A 17,208-nucleotide genomic window follows, 5' to 3' on the forward strand; every position below is an offset into this window, starting at 1 on the left:
TGCGATCGCAGCAGTAAGAGTTGTTTTACCATGGTCAACGTGACCAATTGTACCCACGTTTACGTGTGGCTTATTACGTTCAAACTTGGCTTTAGCCATGATGTTCTTCCTTTTTAAACTACTCATGCAGGGTCACTGCATGAGCACTTGGTTTTTAACTAAGAATTAGTTTGGGCTTATAGTAATCGAAAGATTACTCGTCGTCACCTTTTTTACCGCCAGATTGGAATTTAGAAATGATGCCTTCAGCCACGTTACGTGGAGTTTCAGCATATTTAGCAAATTCCATAGAGTAAGTCGCACGACCTTGAGACATAGAACGCATTTGAGTTGCGTAACCAAACATCTCAGCAAGTGGTACTTCAGCTTTAATTGCTTTAGTTCCACCAGGTAGATCATCCATACCTTGAACCATACCACGACGACGGTTTAAGTCACCCATGATATCGCCCATGTAGTCTTCTGGAGTTTCTACTTCAACTTTCATGATCGGTTCAAGAAGGATAGGATCTGCTTTCATGAAACCATCACGGAATGCATAAGAACCTGCCATTTTGAACGACAATTCATCAGAGTCGACATCATGGTAAGAACCATCGAACAATGTCGCTTTAATGCCGACAACTGGGTAACCAGCCAAGACACCATTCTTCATACGTTCTTGAATACCTTTATCAACCGCGCCGAAGAATTCTTTAGGTACTACACCACCAACAACTTCTTCAACGAATTGGTATTCTTTACCAGCTTCTTCAACATCAAGCGGTTCAAGGCGGACATATACATGACCGAATTTACCTTTACCACCAGTTTGACGTACGAATTTACCTTCTTGTTCAACCGATTTTTTAATCGTTTCACGGTAAGCAACCATCGGTTTACCAATGTTCGCTTCAACACCGAATTCACGTTTCATACGGTCAACAATAATGTCAAGGTGAAGCTCACCCATACCCGCAATAATCGTTTGACCAGATTCTTCGTCTGTACGAACGCGGAACGATGGATCTTCTTTCGCCAAACGACCTAAAGCGATTGACATTTTTTCTTGGTCAGCTTTAGTTTTTGGTTCAACAGCCAATGAAATTACTGGCTCTGGGAATTCCATACGTTCAAGTGTAATGATGTTTTTCTCATCACATAGCGTATCACCAGTCGTGACGTCTTTAAGACCTACACACGCAGCGATATCGCCCGCACGGATTTCGTCAAGATCTTGACGTTCGTTTGCGTGCATTTGCACGATACGACCGATACGTTCACGTTTAGATTTAACTGGGTTGTACACTGGGTCGCCTTGTTTAAGAACACCAGAGTAAACACGTACGAATGTCAAGTTACCTACGAATTTGTCGTTCATGATTTTGAACGCAAGCGCAGAGAACGGAGCTTCGTCAGATGCTTCACGAGACGCTTTAGTTTCAGCTTTATCGTCAAGGATACCTTCGATCGCTTTAACTTCTGTAGGTGATGGCAAGAATTCAATTACAGCATCCAACATACGTTGAACACCTTTGTTCTTGAACGCAGAACCACAAAGCATAACTTGAATTTCAGATGCTAATGTACGAGCACGTAAACCTGCGATGATGTCTTCTTTAGAAAGATCACCTTCTTCTAGGTACTTGTCCATTAAGTCTTCAGAAGCTTCCGCTGCTGCTTCAACCATGTTAGTACGCCATTCGTTAGCAGTATCAACTAGGTCAGCAGGGATCTCGCCGTATTCAAACTTCATACCCTGAGATGCTTCATCCCAGATAATCGCTTTCATTTCGATCAGGTCAACAACACCCGCGAAAGTATCTTCTGCACCGATTGGCACAACGATAGGAACAGGATTACCACCTAAACGAGTTTTAACTTGTTCAACAGCACGGAAGAAGTTTGCACCAGTACGGTCCATCTTGTTCACGAATGCTAAACGAGGCACTTTATATTTGTTTGCTTGACGCCATACAGTTTCAGACTGAGGTTGTACACCACCTACAGCACAGTAAACCATGCACGCACCGTCAAGAACACGCATAGAACGTTCAACTTCGATTGTGAAGTCTACGTGTCCCGGGGTGTCAATTACGTTGATACGGTGTTGTTCAAATTGGTTAGCCATACCAGACCAGAAACAAGTTGTAGCAGCAGAAGTAATGGTAATACCACGTTCTTGCTCTTGTTCCATCCAGTCCATTGTAGCTGCACCATCATGTACCTCACCAATTTTGTGAGAAACACCTGTGTAGTACAAAATACGTTCAGTTGTAGTTGTTTTACCTGCGTCAATGTGCGCAGAGATACCGATGTTACGGTAACGAGTAATTGGGGTTTGGCGAGCCATGATGTCTGACATTCCTAAATGTGATCTTTAAAACAGGACGCACCAATAAAAATTGATGCGTACGAATACTCAAACTGTTGGGCAACTTAAATACCCGCAAAAGCTCCACTTTGGTAGAGAGCGATGTTAAATCGAGCTGCAACACGCATGAGTATTCTCCTGATAAGGGACTGTCTTAACCGCTTAGAAACGGTAATGAGAGAAGGCTTTGTTAGCTTCAGCCATACGGTGCACGTCTTCACGTTTTTTGATCGCAGCACCTTTGCCTTCAGCTGCATCAAGCAACTCGCCAGCAAGACGTAAAGCCATAGTTTTTTCAGAACGCTTAGCAGCAGCATCTACTAACCAACGCATAGCCAAGGCAGTACGACGGGATGGGCGTACTTCCATAGGTACTTGATAAGTAGCACCACCAACACGGCGTGCTTTTACTTCAACCATAGGACGAACTTTTTCAAGAGTAGTCTCGAAAAATTCAACTGGGTCTACTTTGTTTTTTTCTTGAACGCGGTCTAAAGCACCGTAAACGATACTTTCTGCAATCGATTTTTTACCGTCTTGCATAACGTGGTTCATGAATTTAGCGATTGTTTGGCTGCTGAATTTAGGATCTGGAAGGATCTCACGAGCAGCGACTACGCGACGTCTTGGCATTTTAAAACTACCTATAAATATGACACTTCAGGGTGATCCAGCAGATTGTGCAAGTGTCATGCACGCTACGCTGGCCTTACTATACGTCGCTTGAATTTCAAAAATATGAAGAAATCAAACAAGCGAAACGCTAAAGGATTTTTTTGGTCTTAACGACTAAGATTATTTCTTAGGACGTTTAGCACCGTATTTAGAACGTGACTGGTTACGATCTTTAACGCCAGCACAGTCTAAAGAACCACGAACGGTATGGTAACGTACACCTGGTAAGTCTTTAACACGACCACCACGGATAAGAACAACACTGTGCTCTTGTAGGTTATGGCCTTCACCACCGATGTAGCTAGAAACTTCAAAACCAGAAGTTAAGCGAACACGGCAAACTTTACGCATTGCTGAGTTAGGTTTTTTAGGTGTAGTTGTGTAAACACGTGTACAAACACCACGGCGCTGTGGGCAAGCCTTCAACGCAGGAACTTTGGATTTTTCAACCAAAGTAGTACGACCCTTGCGGATCAACTGATTTGTTGTTGCCATCTGGCAAGTCTCCCGTAAATAAAAAACCTCAAAAAGAAAATACCGCTTTTTGAGGGCATACAATTGTAAGCAAAAACGCCATATTGGTCAATATTCATTGCATACTGTCGCAGCATGCAGAATATACATGACAAACTTATGAAGAATCGGCTGATTTTGAAACTGCTTTACGTCGTCTTGGTGCAGTTGTAGCCGTTGATTTTGATGGTGTTTCTGATGATTTCTCTGTCACTTCTTCTGTGACTGTTTTCACTGGCGTTCGGCGTGGGCGTCGTTGAGGTTTCGGTTTAATCGCCTCATCAACGGCTTCCACAGATACATCTTTTTTCAATTCAATTTCTTGAACAGGTTTTTGAGACTGACTTAACTGATCAACTGCGGCCTGATAAGCGGCTAAAGTAGAAAGCGACTGTTCAGGATGTTGTAATAAATAATCACGCGCAATCGAAAAAACATGCTGAGCTTTTTGTCCTGTATCCGCAATAAACTGCCAACTATACATTGCACTGACACTGGCCGAAATGAGTGGTGTAATTTGATGCAGTGCACTCACTTTTGGTAAAGCATTCATCCAGTGCCATTTAAACTCATGCTGATCATCAAGTAATAATTCTTTTAGCCATTCATCATCATTGGTTGAACCCAGTAATTTTTGCAATGCCGTAAAATCATGATCGACCAGCAATCCATCCAGTGTTCTCAACCCAAGTAAAATACTTTGCTTCTCTACAATCTGCTGTAAGTCTATTTGTTGAAATATATATTGAACAACATCTTGATCTTGCTCGGTCAACTCAAAACCATGTGCCCGCCCTGTTTGATAAATAGTTCTCAGCGCCAGTAATAGCGATGCTGGAATATCAAAACCCAACCCAAACAGCCCTGTTGCGCCTGAAAGTGCACCTTGTATACCTGCAATCCATTTATTCTGTTCAGTCAATGCCTGACTGATTCGTCCAGAACGTGATACATCTTGAGACAACTCCGCTAAAGACTGTGCTCCCGTCTGCTCCAAAATACGGTCTGCTGTACTGATTTTTTCAGCCAACGCCTGCAATTTATGAAAAACATATTCGGAAATCTCATCCATACTCACGGGTAAAAGAAATTCAGCGACCTGATTGACCCGATCATAATGCTTACCAAAAAATTGCTTAGAAATATTTGGAAAATATACACGGATGAGATGTTGTGGATCTTGCTGATCAAAATCTAACAAGACTGTTTTGGCATTTGTATCAGAGGTAACAGCAATAGCTGCTTTTCGACTTTGCTGCTGTTGATTGTTCATCTGATTTAAAACTTTTAAACCTGATGTACTGAGCTTTTTAGCCACTCCCAAAACCTGATTTAATTTGCTTTGTGGATGCTGATTATCCCCTTTTGGCATTCACCTCTCCTCATTGTTTTTCTTTAAATATTTGATAAATACTAGAAGTCGAGGCATTTAATCTCAACCGCATTGTGTATCTTTTAGTTAAGTAAACCACAATCTGCATACAATCTGTTCTATTTCCAAATACTCATAGGATTTGCCATAAGATTTAAAAAAGCTTTCTGTTATGATGAGAAATATTATAAACATGAGTGGTGCAGGCATTAACGCTTACATTTCAGGCTTTTGCCCATAAATGTGGTCTGCGCTGGCTCTCAATATCATCACCATATTAAGGGATCTTATAAATGAGACGTGTTGTAATCACTGGTATGGGCATCAACTCATGCATTGGTAACACCCTAGAGCAAGTGACTGAATCATTAAAAAATGGTATTTCAGGAACTCGTTTTAATCAAACTTACGCTGACCTTAACTTTAAAAGCCATGTCAGTGCTGCTGCTGAACAAGATTTTGATCACATTGACCGTAAATTAAAACGCTTCATGGGTGTATGTGCAATGTATGCATATAACTCTGCGGTTGATGCGGTTAAACATGCAGGTCTTGAGGCTGAAGACCTTGCTGGCAATCCGCGCTACGGTATTGTTGGTGGTTCTGGTGGTGGTTCAACAGCTTCTGTTGTTGAAATGACTGAGTTGCTTGAAACTAAAGGCGCACGTAAAGTCGGTCCTTTCTTCGTTCCACGCAACATGACCAACACCATTACAGCAAACGTTGGCGTTGCGTTTAAATTACAAGGTGTATCTCACTCAATTGCGAGCGCATGTGCAACTTCTGCTGACGCGATCGGTTATGCTTACAACTTGATCCAACTTGGCAAACAAGATTTAGTGCTTGCAGGTGGTGGTGAAGAAGATCACTGGTCTCAAAGCTTATTGTTTGATGCAATGGGTGCGCTTTGCTCTAAATACAACGACACACCAGAAACTGCATCTCGTCCATATTCAGCAGACCGTGACGGTTTCGTCATCGCTGGTGGTGGTGGTTTCTTGGTTCTTGAATCTCTTGAACACGCTCAAGCACGTGGTGCCAACATTATCGCTGAAATCGTAGCTTATGCAGCGAACAGTGATGGTGCTGACATGGTTGCTCCAAGTGGTGAAGGTGCAACACGCTGTATCTTGATGGCGCTTGATGAAGCTAAACAACACGGCGTAGAAAAACTTGACTACATCAATACTCATGGTACATCGACTCCAGCAGGTGACATCACCGAGCTTAAAGCGATGGAACGTGCATTTGGTGAAGGCAATGTCCCTGCATTTAGCTCAACTAAATCGATGACAGGTCACAGCTTGGGTGCTGCAGGTGTACATGAAGCCATCTACTCTGTACTCATGATGCAAAATGACTTTATCGCGCCAAACATCAACGTGACTGAACTTGATGAAGGTGCAAAAGGCTTTGATCTTGTACTTGAAAAACGCGATACAAAACTGAATACTGTCATGAGTAACAGTTTTGGATTTGGCGGCGTAAATGCTTGCTTGATCTTCAAGAAATGGGCTGATGCCTAAGAGATCGTAAATGAATGTACCTTCTGATGCTTTTTTATGGATAAAAGCATTACACATTATTGCCGTGGTTTGTTGGTTTGCAGCGTTATTCTACTTACCACGCCTTTATGTCTACCATGCCATGAGTGACGATGAAATTAGTCATCAACGCTTTCAGGTGATGGAACGTAAACTGTACCGCGGCATTATGTGGCCTGCGATGGTTGCAACGCTCATCACAGCACACTTTTTAGTGGACTTGGGCGATGCAACACAGCATTACCATTTGGCACATTGGTTTTATGCCAAAGTTGCATTAGTTGGGTTACTGGTCATTTACCATTTTGTTTGTGGTTATTACCGCAAAAAGTTAATCGAAAATGCGCACTATAAATCACACAAGTTTTGGCGTTTCTTTAATGAAATGCCAACGGTCATTTTGCTGGCTGTGGTGATTTTAGTCGTTGTGAAGCCTCAGTTCTAACTGGGGCTTTTTTCTGCCTGAATTAAAATGTTAATAGACCATCACTGGTCACTTCATTGAGCACAAAGAATGTCCTCACCTGCCGCACCCCTGGCAAGGCAATAATCTTTTCACTATGAAAGCGGTTAAATGCTACCAAATCCTTGACCCGAATTTTCAGAAAATAATCGACCTCTCCTGCGACCAAATAACATTCTAAAACATTATTGAGCTGTTTTGCTGCACGTTCAAATTCAGCAAAACTTTCAGGCGTCGAACGATCCAGTACAACCCCCACCAAAACGATGGTTTCGCGCTGAACCATATTCGGGTTAATTCGTGCGCGGACATCTAAAATTGCGCCAATCTTAAAAAGCCGCTGGGTATGATTCCAGCAGGATGATGGACTGATCCCCACCAGTTTTGCCAACTCGGCATTGCTTAAACGTCCATCTTGCTGTAAAGCTCGCATAATTTTAAGATCTATTGCACTCAATTCCGCTTGATTTTCAGACATAAATATTCTTCATATAAAAATATAAATTTTAGAAGATTTTATTCCAATCTTAAAAAAAATGAAAATTCTATACACTTTATTGACTCAAATTAAAAAGCACCTTCTTTTTAAAAATTGTTAAATTTATACCAAGTCTTTAAGCCCAATTGTTTAAAATCGTCGTTAGATTTCATTATGCAAAAACTGATTCAAGATTTTTCTGTTCCTGCGGTATTTGCAGGCTTCATTACTTTCCTTATCGGGATTAGTGTATCCGCTGTTTTGGTCATTCAAGGTGCTCAGACACTTGGTGCAACGCCTGAGCAAATTTCATCTTGGCTTTGGGCGCTGGGCCTGTCCATCGGGATTTCTGGCTTAGTCTTGTCATGGAAATACCGCTATCCTGTTGCAACTTCATGGTCAACCCCAGGGATTGCCTTAATTATTGCCACAGGCAGTCATTACAGTCTGTCCGCAGCGATTGGGGCATTTATTGTCTGTGGTGTGCTGACTGCTTTTGTCGGTTTTTCTGGCCTTTTCCAACGCCTGCTATCTAAAATTCCCATGAGTTTGAGCTGCGCCATGTTGGCGGGAATCCTCTTAAAATTCGGGATTCAGATTTTTACAGGCTTAGAACAAAGCTGGGCATTTATTCTGACTTTACTGACCATTTATCTGGTCGCCAAACGTCTGTGGCCGCGTTACTGTATCGTGTTGACTGTGGTTGCCGCGATGATTCTCTGTCCAATGTTTATGCCTTTCCAGTTTCCACATCTGTCTTGGTCATTGGCAAAACCTGTTTGGATGAGCCCTGAGTTTTCAGCATCTACGATTTTAGGCTTGGCACTTCCTCTCTTTATTATCAACATGTCTTCTCAGTTCCTACCTGGGATTGGCATGATCAAAAGCTATGGCTATCAGCCACATACCAACTCATTGGTCGGCTGGATTGGAGTATCACAAACCATTCTTGCTCCATTCGGTGCATTCTCAGTCTGCCTAGCTGCAATTAGTGCTGCCGTGAGTTTAGATGATCAGGTTCACCCTGATCTGAAACGTCGTTATATCGCTGGCATTAGCTGTGGTTTCTTCTACATCATCATGGGATTGTTTGCGACCACATTGACTGGCTTACTGATGGCTTTTCCAAAAATCTTTATTGTTGCGCTTGCGGGAATTGCCCTATTTGGGACAATTAGCCACAACATTGCGATTGCCTTTAAAGAGCCTCAAGACCGTGAGCCTGCACTACTCACCTTCTTAATGAGTGCCTCGGGTATTCAATTTTTCGGAATTGGTTCGGCATTCTGGGGACTATTGCTTGGGATTGTGGTTGCGATTATCTTGAATCATCGTAAAGCACACTAATTATTTATAAAAAAGCCAGTGTTCAACACTGGCTTTTTTTGTTTCATAGACTTAGCTTTTAGCAGTTTCATAGAGCTTAAAGCCCAACTCAAATGCCTGCTCTTGTTGTTTTTTATTAATCGTAAAAATTGCAATTCGTCCATCAGGTGCACCACAAACTTGTGGGTACAACAAACCATCTGAAGTCACCGCTTGGGCATAGACCTGAATTTTTTGATCTTCAAGCTGAGCTTTCAACTGATCAACACTCATTCCCGTATCGCCACATTGATGTCCAAATAAAGATTTCGTAATTTGAACTTTACTAGCACTCAAATGTTCTTCACTTTGTAATGTACTACAACCTACAAAACCAACCAAGGAAAGGCTAATAGCCAACAAACCAAAAAAACGCATACGCCCACCCATATTTTTATTGATTTGCGATAGCATACCGAGATTTGTTGAGCAATATTATTACTTTAGCAAAAAACCTACAAATTCACAGGATTAGTTAAAATAATTCAACAACTCAGCAAACTTTTGGATTTGAAGCTTAGGTTCAGCCTGTGTAATCTCAACATCCGTTCCATAACCATAGGTCACAGCAATGGTCTCAATTCCATTACGGCGCGCACCTAAAATATCATATTCACGATCACCAACCATCATGCAATGCCCTGGAACAAGTTGTTCTTGCTGCAAGATATAATGGATCAAATCCCCCTTATTGGTTCTCTCACCAGTCAGTTCACTCCCATAAGGCTTGGTAAAATAATCCAGCAATTTAAAATGCTCTAAAATACGGACAGCAAATACTTCTGGCTTCGCTGTCGCCAAATACAAATTGTAGCCACGTTCGACCAAGACTTTCAGCGTTTCAATCACATGCGGATATAGCTCATTTTCATATAAACCAATAGTGGAAAAGCGCTCGCGATAAAACGTCAGTGCTTGCTCAGCCAATTTATCCTCAGCACTATTCAAAAGCTGAACGAATGACGCTTTTAATGGTGGGCCAATCGTCCAGTCCAAATCAGTATCTGCTGCCAAAGGTTGCCCCATTTTTTCCATGGCATAACGGATACAAGTATGAATACCAATTTTCGGGTCAGTCAATGTCCCGTCGAGATCTAATAAAATATTTTTAACTGTCACAACAAAACCTAATCAATTCGCCCAGTCAAAGACTCGGAAGTTAAATAAAACTTGCCTATACTAACGTAAATTCAAATGAGAAGGATATCGCTCTGTGCGCCCTACAGTTTTATGTTTTTCAGGTTTAGACCCTTCTGGCGGTGCTGGTTTACAGGCAGATATTGAAGCAATTGGTCAAAGTGGTGCACATGCTGCGATTGCTTGTACTGCGCTTACAATTCAAAACTCACAGCAAGTCTTTGGTTTCCAAGCCACATCAAAAGAACTCCTTTTGGCTCAAGCCAATGCTATCGTTGGTGACTTACCGATTCGCTGTGTAAAATCAGGCATGCTGGGTACAACCGATAATATTGCTGCATTGGCTGAATTTTTACAGGAACATCCTGACTATCAATATGTGCTTGACCCTGTTCTAGTGGCGAATAGCGGTGGCTCTTTAGGCGATCAACCAACGCTGGTGAAAGCTTTCACGCAACTGATTCCTTTGGCAACAATCATCACACCAAACACTGTAGAGCTTCGCGCACTGACAGGTATTGAAGATATTGAACAAGCAACTGTGCAACTGTTTAAAATGGGGGCAAAAGCAGTTCTGGTGAAAGGTGGCCATGAAGATACGCCTGAGCATATCCGTAATGCACTCTATATTGAAGGGGACTTGGTTTCAGAAACGACCTGTGCCCGTCTTGAAGGTGAATACCACGGTTCGGGCTGTTCACTAGCCAGTTTCATTGCAGGTCGTTTGGCACAGGGAGACAGTATTCAGCAAGCAGTTAATCATGCTGAAACCTGGCTCTTTCATGTGTTACAACATGCGGAAAGCCCACATGTAGATGGACAGAAAATTCCAAAACGCTTTTAATCCAAACTGTAATCACCCGACCATCGAGGCTGGGTGATTAACCATGAAATTTTTTCAAGTTTTTAACATGCGTACTGTCTGTTTTACGCGACCTTTCTAATGCATGTTTTTCTAAAGTTTGGCAAATACGCTGCATTTTCACCGAACTCATCACTTCCTCATGAAAGCTCTTCACATAGTTAATCCATTCTCGACCGTGTAAAACGTTACTAGGCATATCGGTTTTAAAGGTGCTGTCACCCACAAAAACCACCACAGAATGTAGATCTTCTGGTTCAACCACGCCATCAAGTAAATGCTGAACTGTTTTGATATGTCGATAGTTTTGGTGTAAAGGATTTTGGAACTGATAGCTTTTCTTATACAACTTCTGTGTCCACATTTTTTGGTGCTCAGCCCCAAAAATCCAGCCTTGATAGTTTTTGGTTTCAATCACAAAAACACCAAAACGACTTACTACAATATGATCAATCTGTGTGGTGAGTTGGTCACTAATTTTGAATGTACAATTATTTAAGACCGTATATTTTTTCTCATCCAGATGTTTTTCTGCATGCGCAATGACACGTTTTTCACCTTTTTTTCCTTTGGTTTTAGCCGATGAATTAAATGCAGATACGGCAATTATCGCCGCAATAATGAGAAATAAAATCAGGAGAAACATGACAACGTCAAACAAAAAAACGCATTCTATAACAGATATTTATATTTAAGAAATCTTATCTTGTTTTATTGTGATGCAATTCTCATCAAGACTAGACCTGACATTATCATGATGGCCGCGATCATGTGCAATGCATTGGCAGGTTCTTGTAAAATTACCATTCCAACGATCAGTGAACCTACTGCACCAATTCCCGTCCAAACTGTATATGCGATACCTAAGGGTAAGCTTTTCATGGAAAATGACAGCAAGGCAAAACTTAATAGCATAAAGATGACTGTCACGACACTCGGAATCAACAAGCTAAACCCTTGTGACTTTTTCATGGCAAATGCCCAAATCACTTCAAATAAGCCTGCAAATATTAACACCAACCACGCCATGTAAAATCCTCTCACATATTTCTATAAACAACATGACTTCTTGTTGGGTTAAAAAATGTCGTTCTGCTGAAATAAGGGGATGCGCTAGGCATCCCGATCATTTTAAAATTTCAACAATACCCCGAGACCATAGACAACGCCATACTCCCTTGGAGTTACCTCCTGCCACGCTGTTGCTTTCTGACCAAGGTCAGATTCATACGCAATTTCAAAAAATGGCATTACCGTTTTATTGATTTCATAACGGGTTTGTACGCCAACTTCTGCATGACTGAGGCCTGTTTTTTGTGGTGTCTTTGAATCATCATTCAGCAAAAGTGTGGCTTTGATAAAAGGTTCACTAATCAGCTTTTGCGTCCATAACACATCACGTCGGGCTTCAAAAGACATAGACACATGCTGTCGCTCACCGACATACAAGTAAGCTTGGGTTTCAAAGAAGTACGGCGCTAAACCATGAATACCGACCACGGCATCAACCGCACGTTTATCGGTCTCTAATGTATTGTTTTGTCGATAACGTAACCCTGCTTGAGCATCCCAAAAGGTGCTGATATTGCGGCTATACAACGCCATAATGCTCGCATCAAGCTGTTCGGATTCTGCTTTTTTGCTCTCAGCTTTCACAAACAGCTTGTTATTATCCGAACCGATCCAACTGTCCAACTCAGATTGCAAACTGCCCTGACCATGCTTGTCGAGCATCCATTTATTTTCTAGTGAGTTTGCGGCATAGATTTGTCCGCCATGATCATGCTGCATCTGCATACTAGCACGGTCATCAGCCATGTTTTCCATCTGCATGTCTTCAGCAGCCCAAACGGGTTGCGCTGCAAAACCAACCAAGAGTGCAACTGCACTGAATAGTTTAGTGGTGTGCATGGGACATTCCTCCTTGTACTGGCATGGACATTGGCATAGTTGCTTGAGCGTCTTGCTGCGGTTTCACTTTTGCCACAATCAGTTTGTTCATCATGCCTGCACTCATGTGGTACAGCAGATGACAGTGAATCGCCCATTCACCGAGTTCATCGGCAGTGAGTAGCACGCTGACTTTTTTACCAGGCGGCACAATTACCGTATGTTTATTAGGTAAATTCGCCAAGGATTGACCATTTTCAAGCTGCACAAACATGCCATGTAAATGCATTGGATGCGCCATCATTGTGTCATTGACAAAGGTGAGTCTGACCCGTTCGCCATATTGCACTTGTATCGGAGTCGCCTGATTAAATGTTTTGCCATTCATGGTCCAGATATAACGCTCCATGTTACCCCCCAAATGCAGCACAATGTCTTGCTGTGGAGCTCGGGTATCTTTTTGTGGAAACAATGGACGCAAGTCGGCATAACTCAACGCTTTTAAGCCAACGGGTGTTGAAGCATTTGCCCAACCTTGAACAACAGTTTGTGTTAATGCTGCGCTAGTTTTGGGCTGCATGTCCTGATTATCACCATGCATCATCATTGGTTGATGTTGTTCTGGATTCATGCCTTGCATGTTTGACATGTTCATACTGCCCATACCTGACATTTGATGCCCAGATGGCATTGCCCCGTTCATCGACTGCATGTCCTGATTATCACCATGCATCATCATTGGTTGATGTTGTTCTGAGTGCATACCTTGCATGTTCGACATGTTCATATCACCCATACCCGACATTTGATGTCCCGATGGCATTGACCCGTTCATCGACTGTATGTCCTGATCATCACCATGCATCATCATGCCCCCCATATCTTGCATCGTCAGTACTGCACGTGGGCGATGCTGTGGTTCAGGAAATGCGACTGGTTTTGCATCCTGATTACGCAAAGTTGCCAAAGCAAATCCTGTCCGATCAATCGACTCAGCCTGAATCTGATATTGTGCTTGTTTCGGTTCCACAATCACATCATAAGTTTCCCCCGCGCCAAAACGGAATTCATCCACGGTGACAGGCTGTATAGGTTGACCATCAGCACTGACCACGGTCATTTTTAAATTGGGAATGCGAACATCGAAAAAAGACATCGCAGAAGCATTGATCATGCGTAAACGAATTTTTTCACCTGCTTTAAAGGTATCTGTCCAGTTCTGCTGTTCCGTTTTGCCATTCACCAAGAAATGATAGCCAGTCACATCACTCATATCCGTTCTGAGCATCCGCATACGATTCCACATACTGCGATTTTGCCATGTGGCTTTCAATCCTTGCTGTTTGACTTGTTTCCAGACATCTGACACGGTTTCACGATGATTTTGATAATAGTCCGAGGACTTTTTCAGATTTTCCATAATCTGTTCGCTAGACGATTCATGGAAGTCAGAAAACATGATCACATCATCCCGATCTGTTTTTTCCGTAGGAGTAATCGGCTGGTGGTTTTTTGGATAAATAATCAATGCACCGTATAAACCATCTTGTTCCTGTCCCATACTGTGTGCGTGATACCAATAGGTTCCTGACTGGTGGATTTTGAAGCGATAAACAAAATCACCATTTGGCGCAATGCCTTTAAAGCCATTAAATCCAGGTACACCATCCATCACTGCAGGCAAAATCAATCCATGCCAGTGCAAAGAGGTAAACTGATTTTTGAGCTGGTTATGCACATAAATGACAGCGTCATCACCTTCTTCAAAAGTTAAGGTTGGTGCAGGAAATTTGCCATTCACCGTGATTTTTTTGACTGGTTTTCCTGTGATGTTAATAGTTTGTTTGTTGATATTTAAATGATATACACGCACAGCCGCAAAAATACTCTGTGGCACAATGAGACATGCTACGACAATGCAGGCATGTAAAGAAAATTTAGACATGATTCGCCCTCTTTAAAAAATGAAAATGACAATTTTTTAAAGTTTAGGCTTTAGGAGGGCGCAGAATTTCTTGCCAATATCCTGTTAAATCAACAGGATGATCTATTCCATACTGCATGACTTCAAGCTCAACACTGGGTTGTGCAGTCAGATTAACTGCAGCTTGAGGAAGATCGGCATTGATACTTTGACAGTGTAGAATTTGACAATCGGGACAATTGAGATGTTGCTGATGTTGCGATGAATTGATTTGATCGTGACAATCATCATTCATCTGCATCGGTGGCATATCAATCTGATGGCAATGCACTGACATCTTATGCTGCGGCATCGCAGTCATTTGTGCTGACATCGACATTTTCCAATGCATACTTTGCACAGATGCATTGGCAACACCCATCCAGCCGATACAAAAAACGATCAGCAAGATAAAGCTTTGCGAAAACACGCTGATGTGTCGATGCTGCATCTTGGACAAGAACAATGGAAAACTAAGCGAAAAGCATAGCCAACTCTGCCATAAGATACAAATAAAAAAGCGTTAAACCTTGTGGCTTAACGCTTTTTTAAAAGTTTAAAGCAGATGCTTACACTTCAACTGAACCGACTTGACTCAGTTCTGCACGCATTTGATCAATCACGGCTTTATAGTCAGGCTGACCAAAAATGGCTGAACCTGCAACAAACATGTCTGCGCCCGCTTCCGCAATTTCACGGATATTGGCAGGGCCAACACCGCCATCGACTTCAAGGCGAATATCACGACCACTGGCATCAATAATTTTGCGTGCTTGGCGTAATTTTTCTAAGGTCATTGGAATAAATTTCTGACCACCAAAGCCTGGGTTGACACTCATCAGCAAGACTTGATCGACTTTATCCAAAACATAATCCAAATAATGTAACGGCGTTGCAGGGTTAAATACCAAACCTGCTTTGGCACCGCCCGCTTTAATCAATTGCAATGAACGGTCAATATGATCAGTCGCTTCTGGGTGAAACGTAATAATATCCGCACCTGCTTCCAAAAAATCCCCAATCATACGGTCGACTGGCGATACCATTAAATGCACATCAATCGGTGCTTTAATCCCATATTTTTTCAGTGCTTTACAGACACCTGCACCAAAAGTCAGGTTGGGTACATAGTGGTTGTCCATCACATCAAAATGCACAACGTCTGCACCTGCTGCCAAAACATTTTCAACCTCTTCACCGAGGCGGGCAAAATCAGCAGATAAAATCGAAGGTGCAATTAGAAAGGGCTTGGACATACATCTAACCTAGCAAAGTTTTAAAAAATCTGGGAGCAGTATAACAAAATCTATGTGGACTCAGGCAATGCCTCACTCAATCGCAACGCATTGTTCTTATTTTCATGTTCTTTTTTCAAATTTATGTCTGTTAAACTCAGGCTACAATATCAGGAAATAAATCTATGCACAGTCAGACTCAATTGACCACGACCGATGGACGTCGTATTGCGAAACGCCTATTTAATCACTGGAAACATAAATTTGAAGTTGTCGAGACTGAGCAGCATTTTCAGATTCTGATGCCAACTGCAACCGTGACGCTCACACCCCAAGAAAGCACGTTAGATGTCAGCATTGACAGTCAGCTTGAAACCGCAGAACAAACTCGTCTTGAAGGTGTGGTGATTGATCACCTCAACCGCATGGCGCAAGAGGAATTTCAAGTCACTTGGCAGCAACAGGCTTAAACTAAAAAGGATCACTGATGTGATCCTTTTTTTATTTCCTTATTCAAGGTTAATCACTCAGTTTTGCTGCATGGAACTGTAAATGGTCATCGATAAAACTCTGAATAAAATAATAACCATGATCATAAGATTCATGTTGCCGCAAGGTTAGCTTTTGACCAACTTTAGTACAGGCTTGCTGGAGTAATTGTGGATGCAGCTGATGATAAAACTGATCTGCTAAACCTTGATCAACCAGAACTTCACTGAACAGCGCACCTTTACTTTGAATCAAAGCCACAGCATCGTGGGCTAGCCACTCCTCTCGTGCTTCACCTAAATAATGCGTAAAGGCTTTTTCACCCCACGGACACTGACTTGGTGCACAGATCGGTGCAAATGCAGACACCGATTTGAATTTTTCAGGATATTTCCATGCCAAGGTTAATGCACCATGCCCACCCATTGAGTGTCCCATAATCCCAATACGACCTTTTTGAATCGGAAAATGTTCTAACACGGCATAATACAATTCATCGGCAATATAGCTTTCCATACGGTAATGTTCTACCCACGGTGCTTGCGTCGCATTAATATAAAAACCTGCGCCCAATCCCAAATCCCATGAATCACCTTTTGCTACGGTTTCTCCCCGTGGCGAGGTATCAGGCATCACCAAAATAAGACCTAATTGAGCTGCCAAACGCTGTGCATGGGCTTTAATTGCAAAGGTTTCTTCGGTACAGGTCAAACCTGCCAAGTAAAATACCGCAGGGCAAGCTTCTCCTGCGCGTGCCTGTTCAGGCAAATAAATCGAAAATTTGGCATCACCTTGCAATTCTTTGGAATACCATTGATAGGTCTGTTGTTCCCCATCAAAACAAAAGTTTCTTTGTATCTGCTGCATGG

The 17,208-nt window shown here is 42.2% G+C and carries 20 protein-coding genes; 5 read left to right on the forward strand and 15 right to left on the reverse strand.

Features of this window, described 5'->3' with window-relative positions:
- The 5 genes from C1A47_RS16030 to C1A47_RS16050 form a co-directional block, all read right to left on the reverse strand.
- Nucleotides 1-99: GTP-binding protein (locus C1A47_RS16030; protein ID WP_009586195.1), on the reverse strand; the 99-nt coding region annotated here is incomplete at its 3' end.
- 94 nt (nt 100-193) lie between these two features.
- A complete protein-coding gene (gene fusA / locus C1A47_RS16035; protein ID WP_111896029.1) occupies nt 194-2,332 on the reverse strand; it encodes an elongation factor G in 2,139 nt (712 codons plus the stop codon).
- 183 nt (nt 2,333-2,515) lie between these two features.
- A complete protein-coding gene (gene rpsG / locus C1A47_RS16040) occupies nt 2,516-2,986 on the reverse strand; it encodes a 30S ribosomal protein S7 (protein ID WP_004655203.1) in 471 nt (156 codons plus the stop codon).
- A 162-nt stretch (nt 2,987-3,148) separates the two neighbouring features.
- On the reverse strand, nt 3,149-3,523 hold the full coding sequence (gene rpsL, locus C1A47_RS16045; protein WP_000246374.1) for a 30S ribosomal protein S12: 375 nt from the start codon (nt 3,521-3,523) through the stop codon (nt 3,149-3,151).
- Nucleotides 3,524-3,659: 136 nt separating this feature from the next.
- Complete coding sequence (locus tag C1A47_RS16050) at nt 3,660-4,913, reverse strand: EcsC family protein (protein ID WP_111896030.1); 1,254 nt, start codon at nt 4,911-4,913, stop codon at nt 3,660-3,662.
- Between the two features lie 293 nt (nt 4,914-5,206).
- Between C1A47_RS16050 and C1A47_RS16055 the strand changes: the two genes are divergently transcribed.
- Both C1A47_RS16055 and hemJ read left to right on the forward strand, forming a co-directional pair.
- A complete protein-coding gene (locus C1A47_RS16055) occupies nt 5,207-6,439 on the forward strand; it encodes a beta-ketoacyl synthase N-terminal-like domain-containing protein (RefSeq protein WP_111896031.1) in 1,233 nt (410 codons plus the stop codon).
- A 10-nt stretch (nt 6,440-6,449) separates the two neighbouring features.
- Nucleotides 6,450-6,902, forward strand: a complete 453-nt coding sequence (gene hemJ, locus C1A47_RS16060) for a protoporphyrinogen oxidase HemJ (RefSeq protein ID WP_111896032.1) — start codon at nt 6,450-6,452, stop codon at nt 6,900-6,902.
- A gap of 22 nt (nt 6,903-6,924) precedes the next feature.
- Here hemJ and C1A47_RS16065 read toward each other — a convergent pair whose 3' ends face one another.
- Nucleotides 6,925-7,398, reverse strand: a complete 474-nt coding sequence (locus C1A47_RS16065; protein WP_111896033.1) for an Lrp/AsnC family transcriptional regulator — start codon at nt 7,396-7,398, stop codon at nt 6,925-6,927.
- 174 nt (nt 7,399-7,572) lie between these two features.
- Between C1A47_RS16065 and C1A47_RS16070 the strand changes: the two genes are divergently transcribed.
- The gene (locus C1A47_RS16070; protein WP_111896034.1) at nt 7,573-8,745 is read left to right on the forward strand and encodes a benzoate/H(+) symporter BenE family transporter; all 1,173 of its coding nucleotides are present in this window, start codon (nt 7,573-7,575) and stop codon (nt 8,743-8,745) included.
- A 51-nt stretch (nt 8,746-8,796) separates the two neighbouring features.
- Here the strand turns inward: C1A47_RS16070 and C1A47_RS16075 are convergent, their stop codons facing one another.
- Together C1A47_RS16075 and C1A47_RS16080 are read right to left on the reverse strand one after the other, a co-directional pair.
- Nucleotides 8,797-9,141, reverse strand: coding sequence for a hypothetical protein (locus C1A47_RS16075; RefSeq protein WP_111896063.1), 345 nt, complete (start codon nt 9,139-9,141; stop codon nt 8,797-8,799).
- A 93-nt stretch (nt 9,142-9,234) separates the two neighbouring features.
- Nucleotides 9,235-9,882: an HAD-IA family hydrolase gene (locus C1A47_RS16080; protein ID WP_111896035.1), complete on the reverse strand. Its 648-nt coding sequence runs from the start codon at nt 9,880-9,882 to the stop codon at nt 9,235-9,237.
- Nucleotides 9,883-9,976: 94 nt separating this feature from the next.
- Between C1A47_RS16080 and C1A47_RS16085 the strand changes: the two genes are divergently transcribed.
- On the forward strand, nt 9,977-10,744 hold the full coding sequence (locus C1A47_RS16085; protein WP_111896036.1) for a hydroxymethylpyrimidine/phosphomethylpyrimidine kinase: 768 nt from the start codon (nt 9,977-9,979) through the stop codon (nt 10,742-10,744).
- Between the two features lie 37 nt (nt 10,745-10,781).
- On the opposite strand, the gene C1A47_RS16090 is transcribed toward C1A47_RS16085, so the two are convergent.
- From C1A47_RS16090 to rpe, 6 genes are all read right to left on the reverse strand, one after another.
- A complete protein-coding gene (locus tag C1A47_RS16090) occupies nt 10,782-11,408 on the reverse strand; it encodes a nuclease-related domain-containing protein (protein WP_111896037.1) in 627 nt (208 codons plus the stop codon).
- 65 nt (nt 11,409-11,473) lie between these two features.
- Nucleotides 11,474-11,791, reverse strand: coding sequence for a DMT family transporter (locus C1A47_RS16095; RefSeq protein ID WP_111896038.1), 318 nt, complete (start codon nt 11,789-11,791; stop codon nt 11,474-11,476).
- A 102-nt stretch (nt 11,792-11,893) separates the two neighbouring features.
- The gene (locus C1A47_RS16100; protein ID WP_111896039.1) at nt 11,894-12,673 is read right to left on the reverse strand and encodes a copper resistance protein B; all 780 of its coding nucleotides are present in this window, start codon (nt 12,671-12,673) and stop codon (nt 11,894-11,896) included.
- Nucleotides 12,660-14,597, reverse strand: coding sequence for a multicopper oxidase domain-containing protein (locus C1A47_RS16105; protein WP_111896040.1), 1,938 nt, complete (start codon nt 14,595-14,597; stop codon nt 12,660-12,662). Before C1A47_RS16105 ends, C1A47_RS16100 begins: the two co-directional genes overlap by 14 nt.
- Nucleotides 14,598-14,640: 43 nt before the next feature.
- Nucleotides 14,641-15,066: a hypothetical protein gene (locus C1A47_RS16110; RefSeq protein WP_111896041.1), complete on the reverse strand. Its 426-nt coding sequence runs from the start codon at nt 15,064-15,066 to the stop codon at nt 14,641-14,643.
- Between the two features lie 118 nt (nt 15,067-15,184).
- Entirely contained in the window at nt 15,185-15,871 is a 687-nt protein-coding gene (gene rpe, locus C1A47_RS16115; RefSeq protein WP_111896042.1) for a ribulose-phosphate 3-epimerase, read from the reverse strand.
- A 164-nt stretch (nt 15,872-16,035) separates the two neighbouring features.
- On the opposite strand from rpe, the gene C1A47_RS16120 reads away from it, so the two are divergent.
- A complete protein-coding gene (locus tag C1A47_RS16120; protein ID WP_111896043.1) occupies nt 16,036-16,320 on the forward strand; it encodes a DUF2218 domain-containing protein in 285 nt (94 codons plus the stop codon).
- A 49-nt stretch (nt 16,321-16,369) separates the two neighbouring features.
- Here C1A47_RS16120 and fghA read toward each other — a convergent pair whose 3' ends face one another.
- Nucleotides 16,370-17,206, reverse strand: a complete 837-nt coding sequence (fghA, locus tag C1A47_RS16125; RefSeq protein ID WP_111896044.1) for an S-formylglutathione hydrolase — start codon at nt 17,204-17,206, stop codon at nt 16,370-16,372.
- Nucleotides 17,207-17,208 lie beyond the last annotated feature (2 nt).

The organism is Acinetobacter sp. MB5 (assembly GCF_003261585.1).
Taxonomy (GTDB): domain Bacteria; phylum Pseudomonadota; class Gammaproteobacteria; order Pseudomonadales; family Moraxellaceae; genus Acinetobacter.

Excerpts from the sequence above, each read along its gene's own strand:
- fusA (WP_111896029.1), bottom strand. The coding sequence starts at position 2,332 with ATGGCTCGCCAAACCCCAATTACTCGTTACCGTAACATCGGTATCTCT.
- rpsG (WP_004655203.1), bottom strand. The coding sequence starts at position 2,986 with ATGCCAAGACGTCGCGTAGTCGCTGCTCGTGAGATCCTTCCAGATCCT.
- rpsL (WP_000246374.1), bottom strand. The coding sequence starts at position 3,523 with ATGGCAACAACAAATCAGTTGATCCGCAAGGGTCGTACTACTTTGGTT.
- C1A47_RS16050 (WP_111896030.1), bottom strand. The coding sequence starts at position 4,913 with ATGCCAAAAGGGGATAATCAGCATCCACAAAGCAAATTAAATCAGGTT.
- C1A47_RS16055 (WP_111896031.1), top strand. The coding sequence starts at position 5,207 with ATGAGACGTGTTGTAATCACTGGTATGGGCATCAACTCATGCATTGGT.
- hemJ (WP_111896032.1), top strand. The coding sequence starts at position 6,450 with ATGAATGTACCTTCTGATGCTTTTTTATGGATAAAAGCATTACACATT.
- C1A47_RS16065 (WP_111896033.1), bottom strand. The coding sequence starts at position 7,398 with ATGTCTGAAAATCAAGCGGAATTGAGTGCAATAGATCTTAAAATTATG.
- C1A47_RS16070 (WP_111896034.1), top strand. The coding sequence starts at position 7,573 with ATGCAAAAACTGATTCAAGATTTTTCTGTTCCTGCGGTATTTGCAGGC.
- C1A47_RS16075 (WP_111896063.1), bottom strand. The coding sequence starts at position 9,141 with ATGCGTTTTTTTGGTTTGTTGGCTATTAGCCTTTCCTTGGTTGGTTTT.
- C1A47_RS16090 (WP_111896037.1), bottom strand. The coding sequence starts at position 11,408 with ATGTTTCTCCTGATTTTATTTCTCATTATTGCGGCGATAATTGCCGTA.
- C1A47_RS16095 (WP_111896038.1), bottom strand. The coding sequence starts at position 11,791 with ATGGCGTGGTTGGTGTTAATATTTGCAGGCTTATTTGAAGTGATTTGG.
- C1A47_RS16100 (WP_111896039.1), bottom strand. The coding sequence starts at position 12,673 with ATGCACACCACTAAACTATTCAGTGCAGTTGCACTCTTGGTTGGTTTT.
- C1A47_RS16105 (WP_111896040.1), bottom strand. The coding sequence starts at position 14,597 with ATGTCTAAATTTTCTTTACATGCCTGCATTGTCGTAGCATGTCTCATT.
- C1A47_RS16110 (WP_111896041.1), bottom strand. The coding sequence starts at position 15,066 with ATGCAGCATCGACACATCAGCGTGTTTTCGCAAAGCTTTATCTTGCTG.
- rpe (WP_111896042.1), bottom strand. The coding sequence starts at position 15,871 with ATGTCCAAGCCCTTTCTAATTGCACCTTCGATTTTATCTGCTGATTTT.
- C1A47_RS16120 (WP_111896043.1), top strand. The coding sequence starts at position 16,036 with ATGCACAGTCAGACTCAATTGACCACGACCGATGGACGTCGTATTGCG.
- fghA (WP_111896044.1), bottom strand. The coding sequence starts at position 17,206 with ATGCAGCAGATACAAAGAAACTTTTGTTTTGATGGGGAACAACAGACC.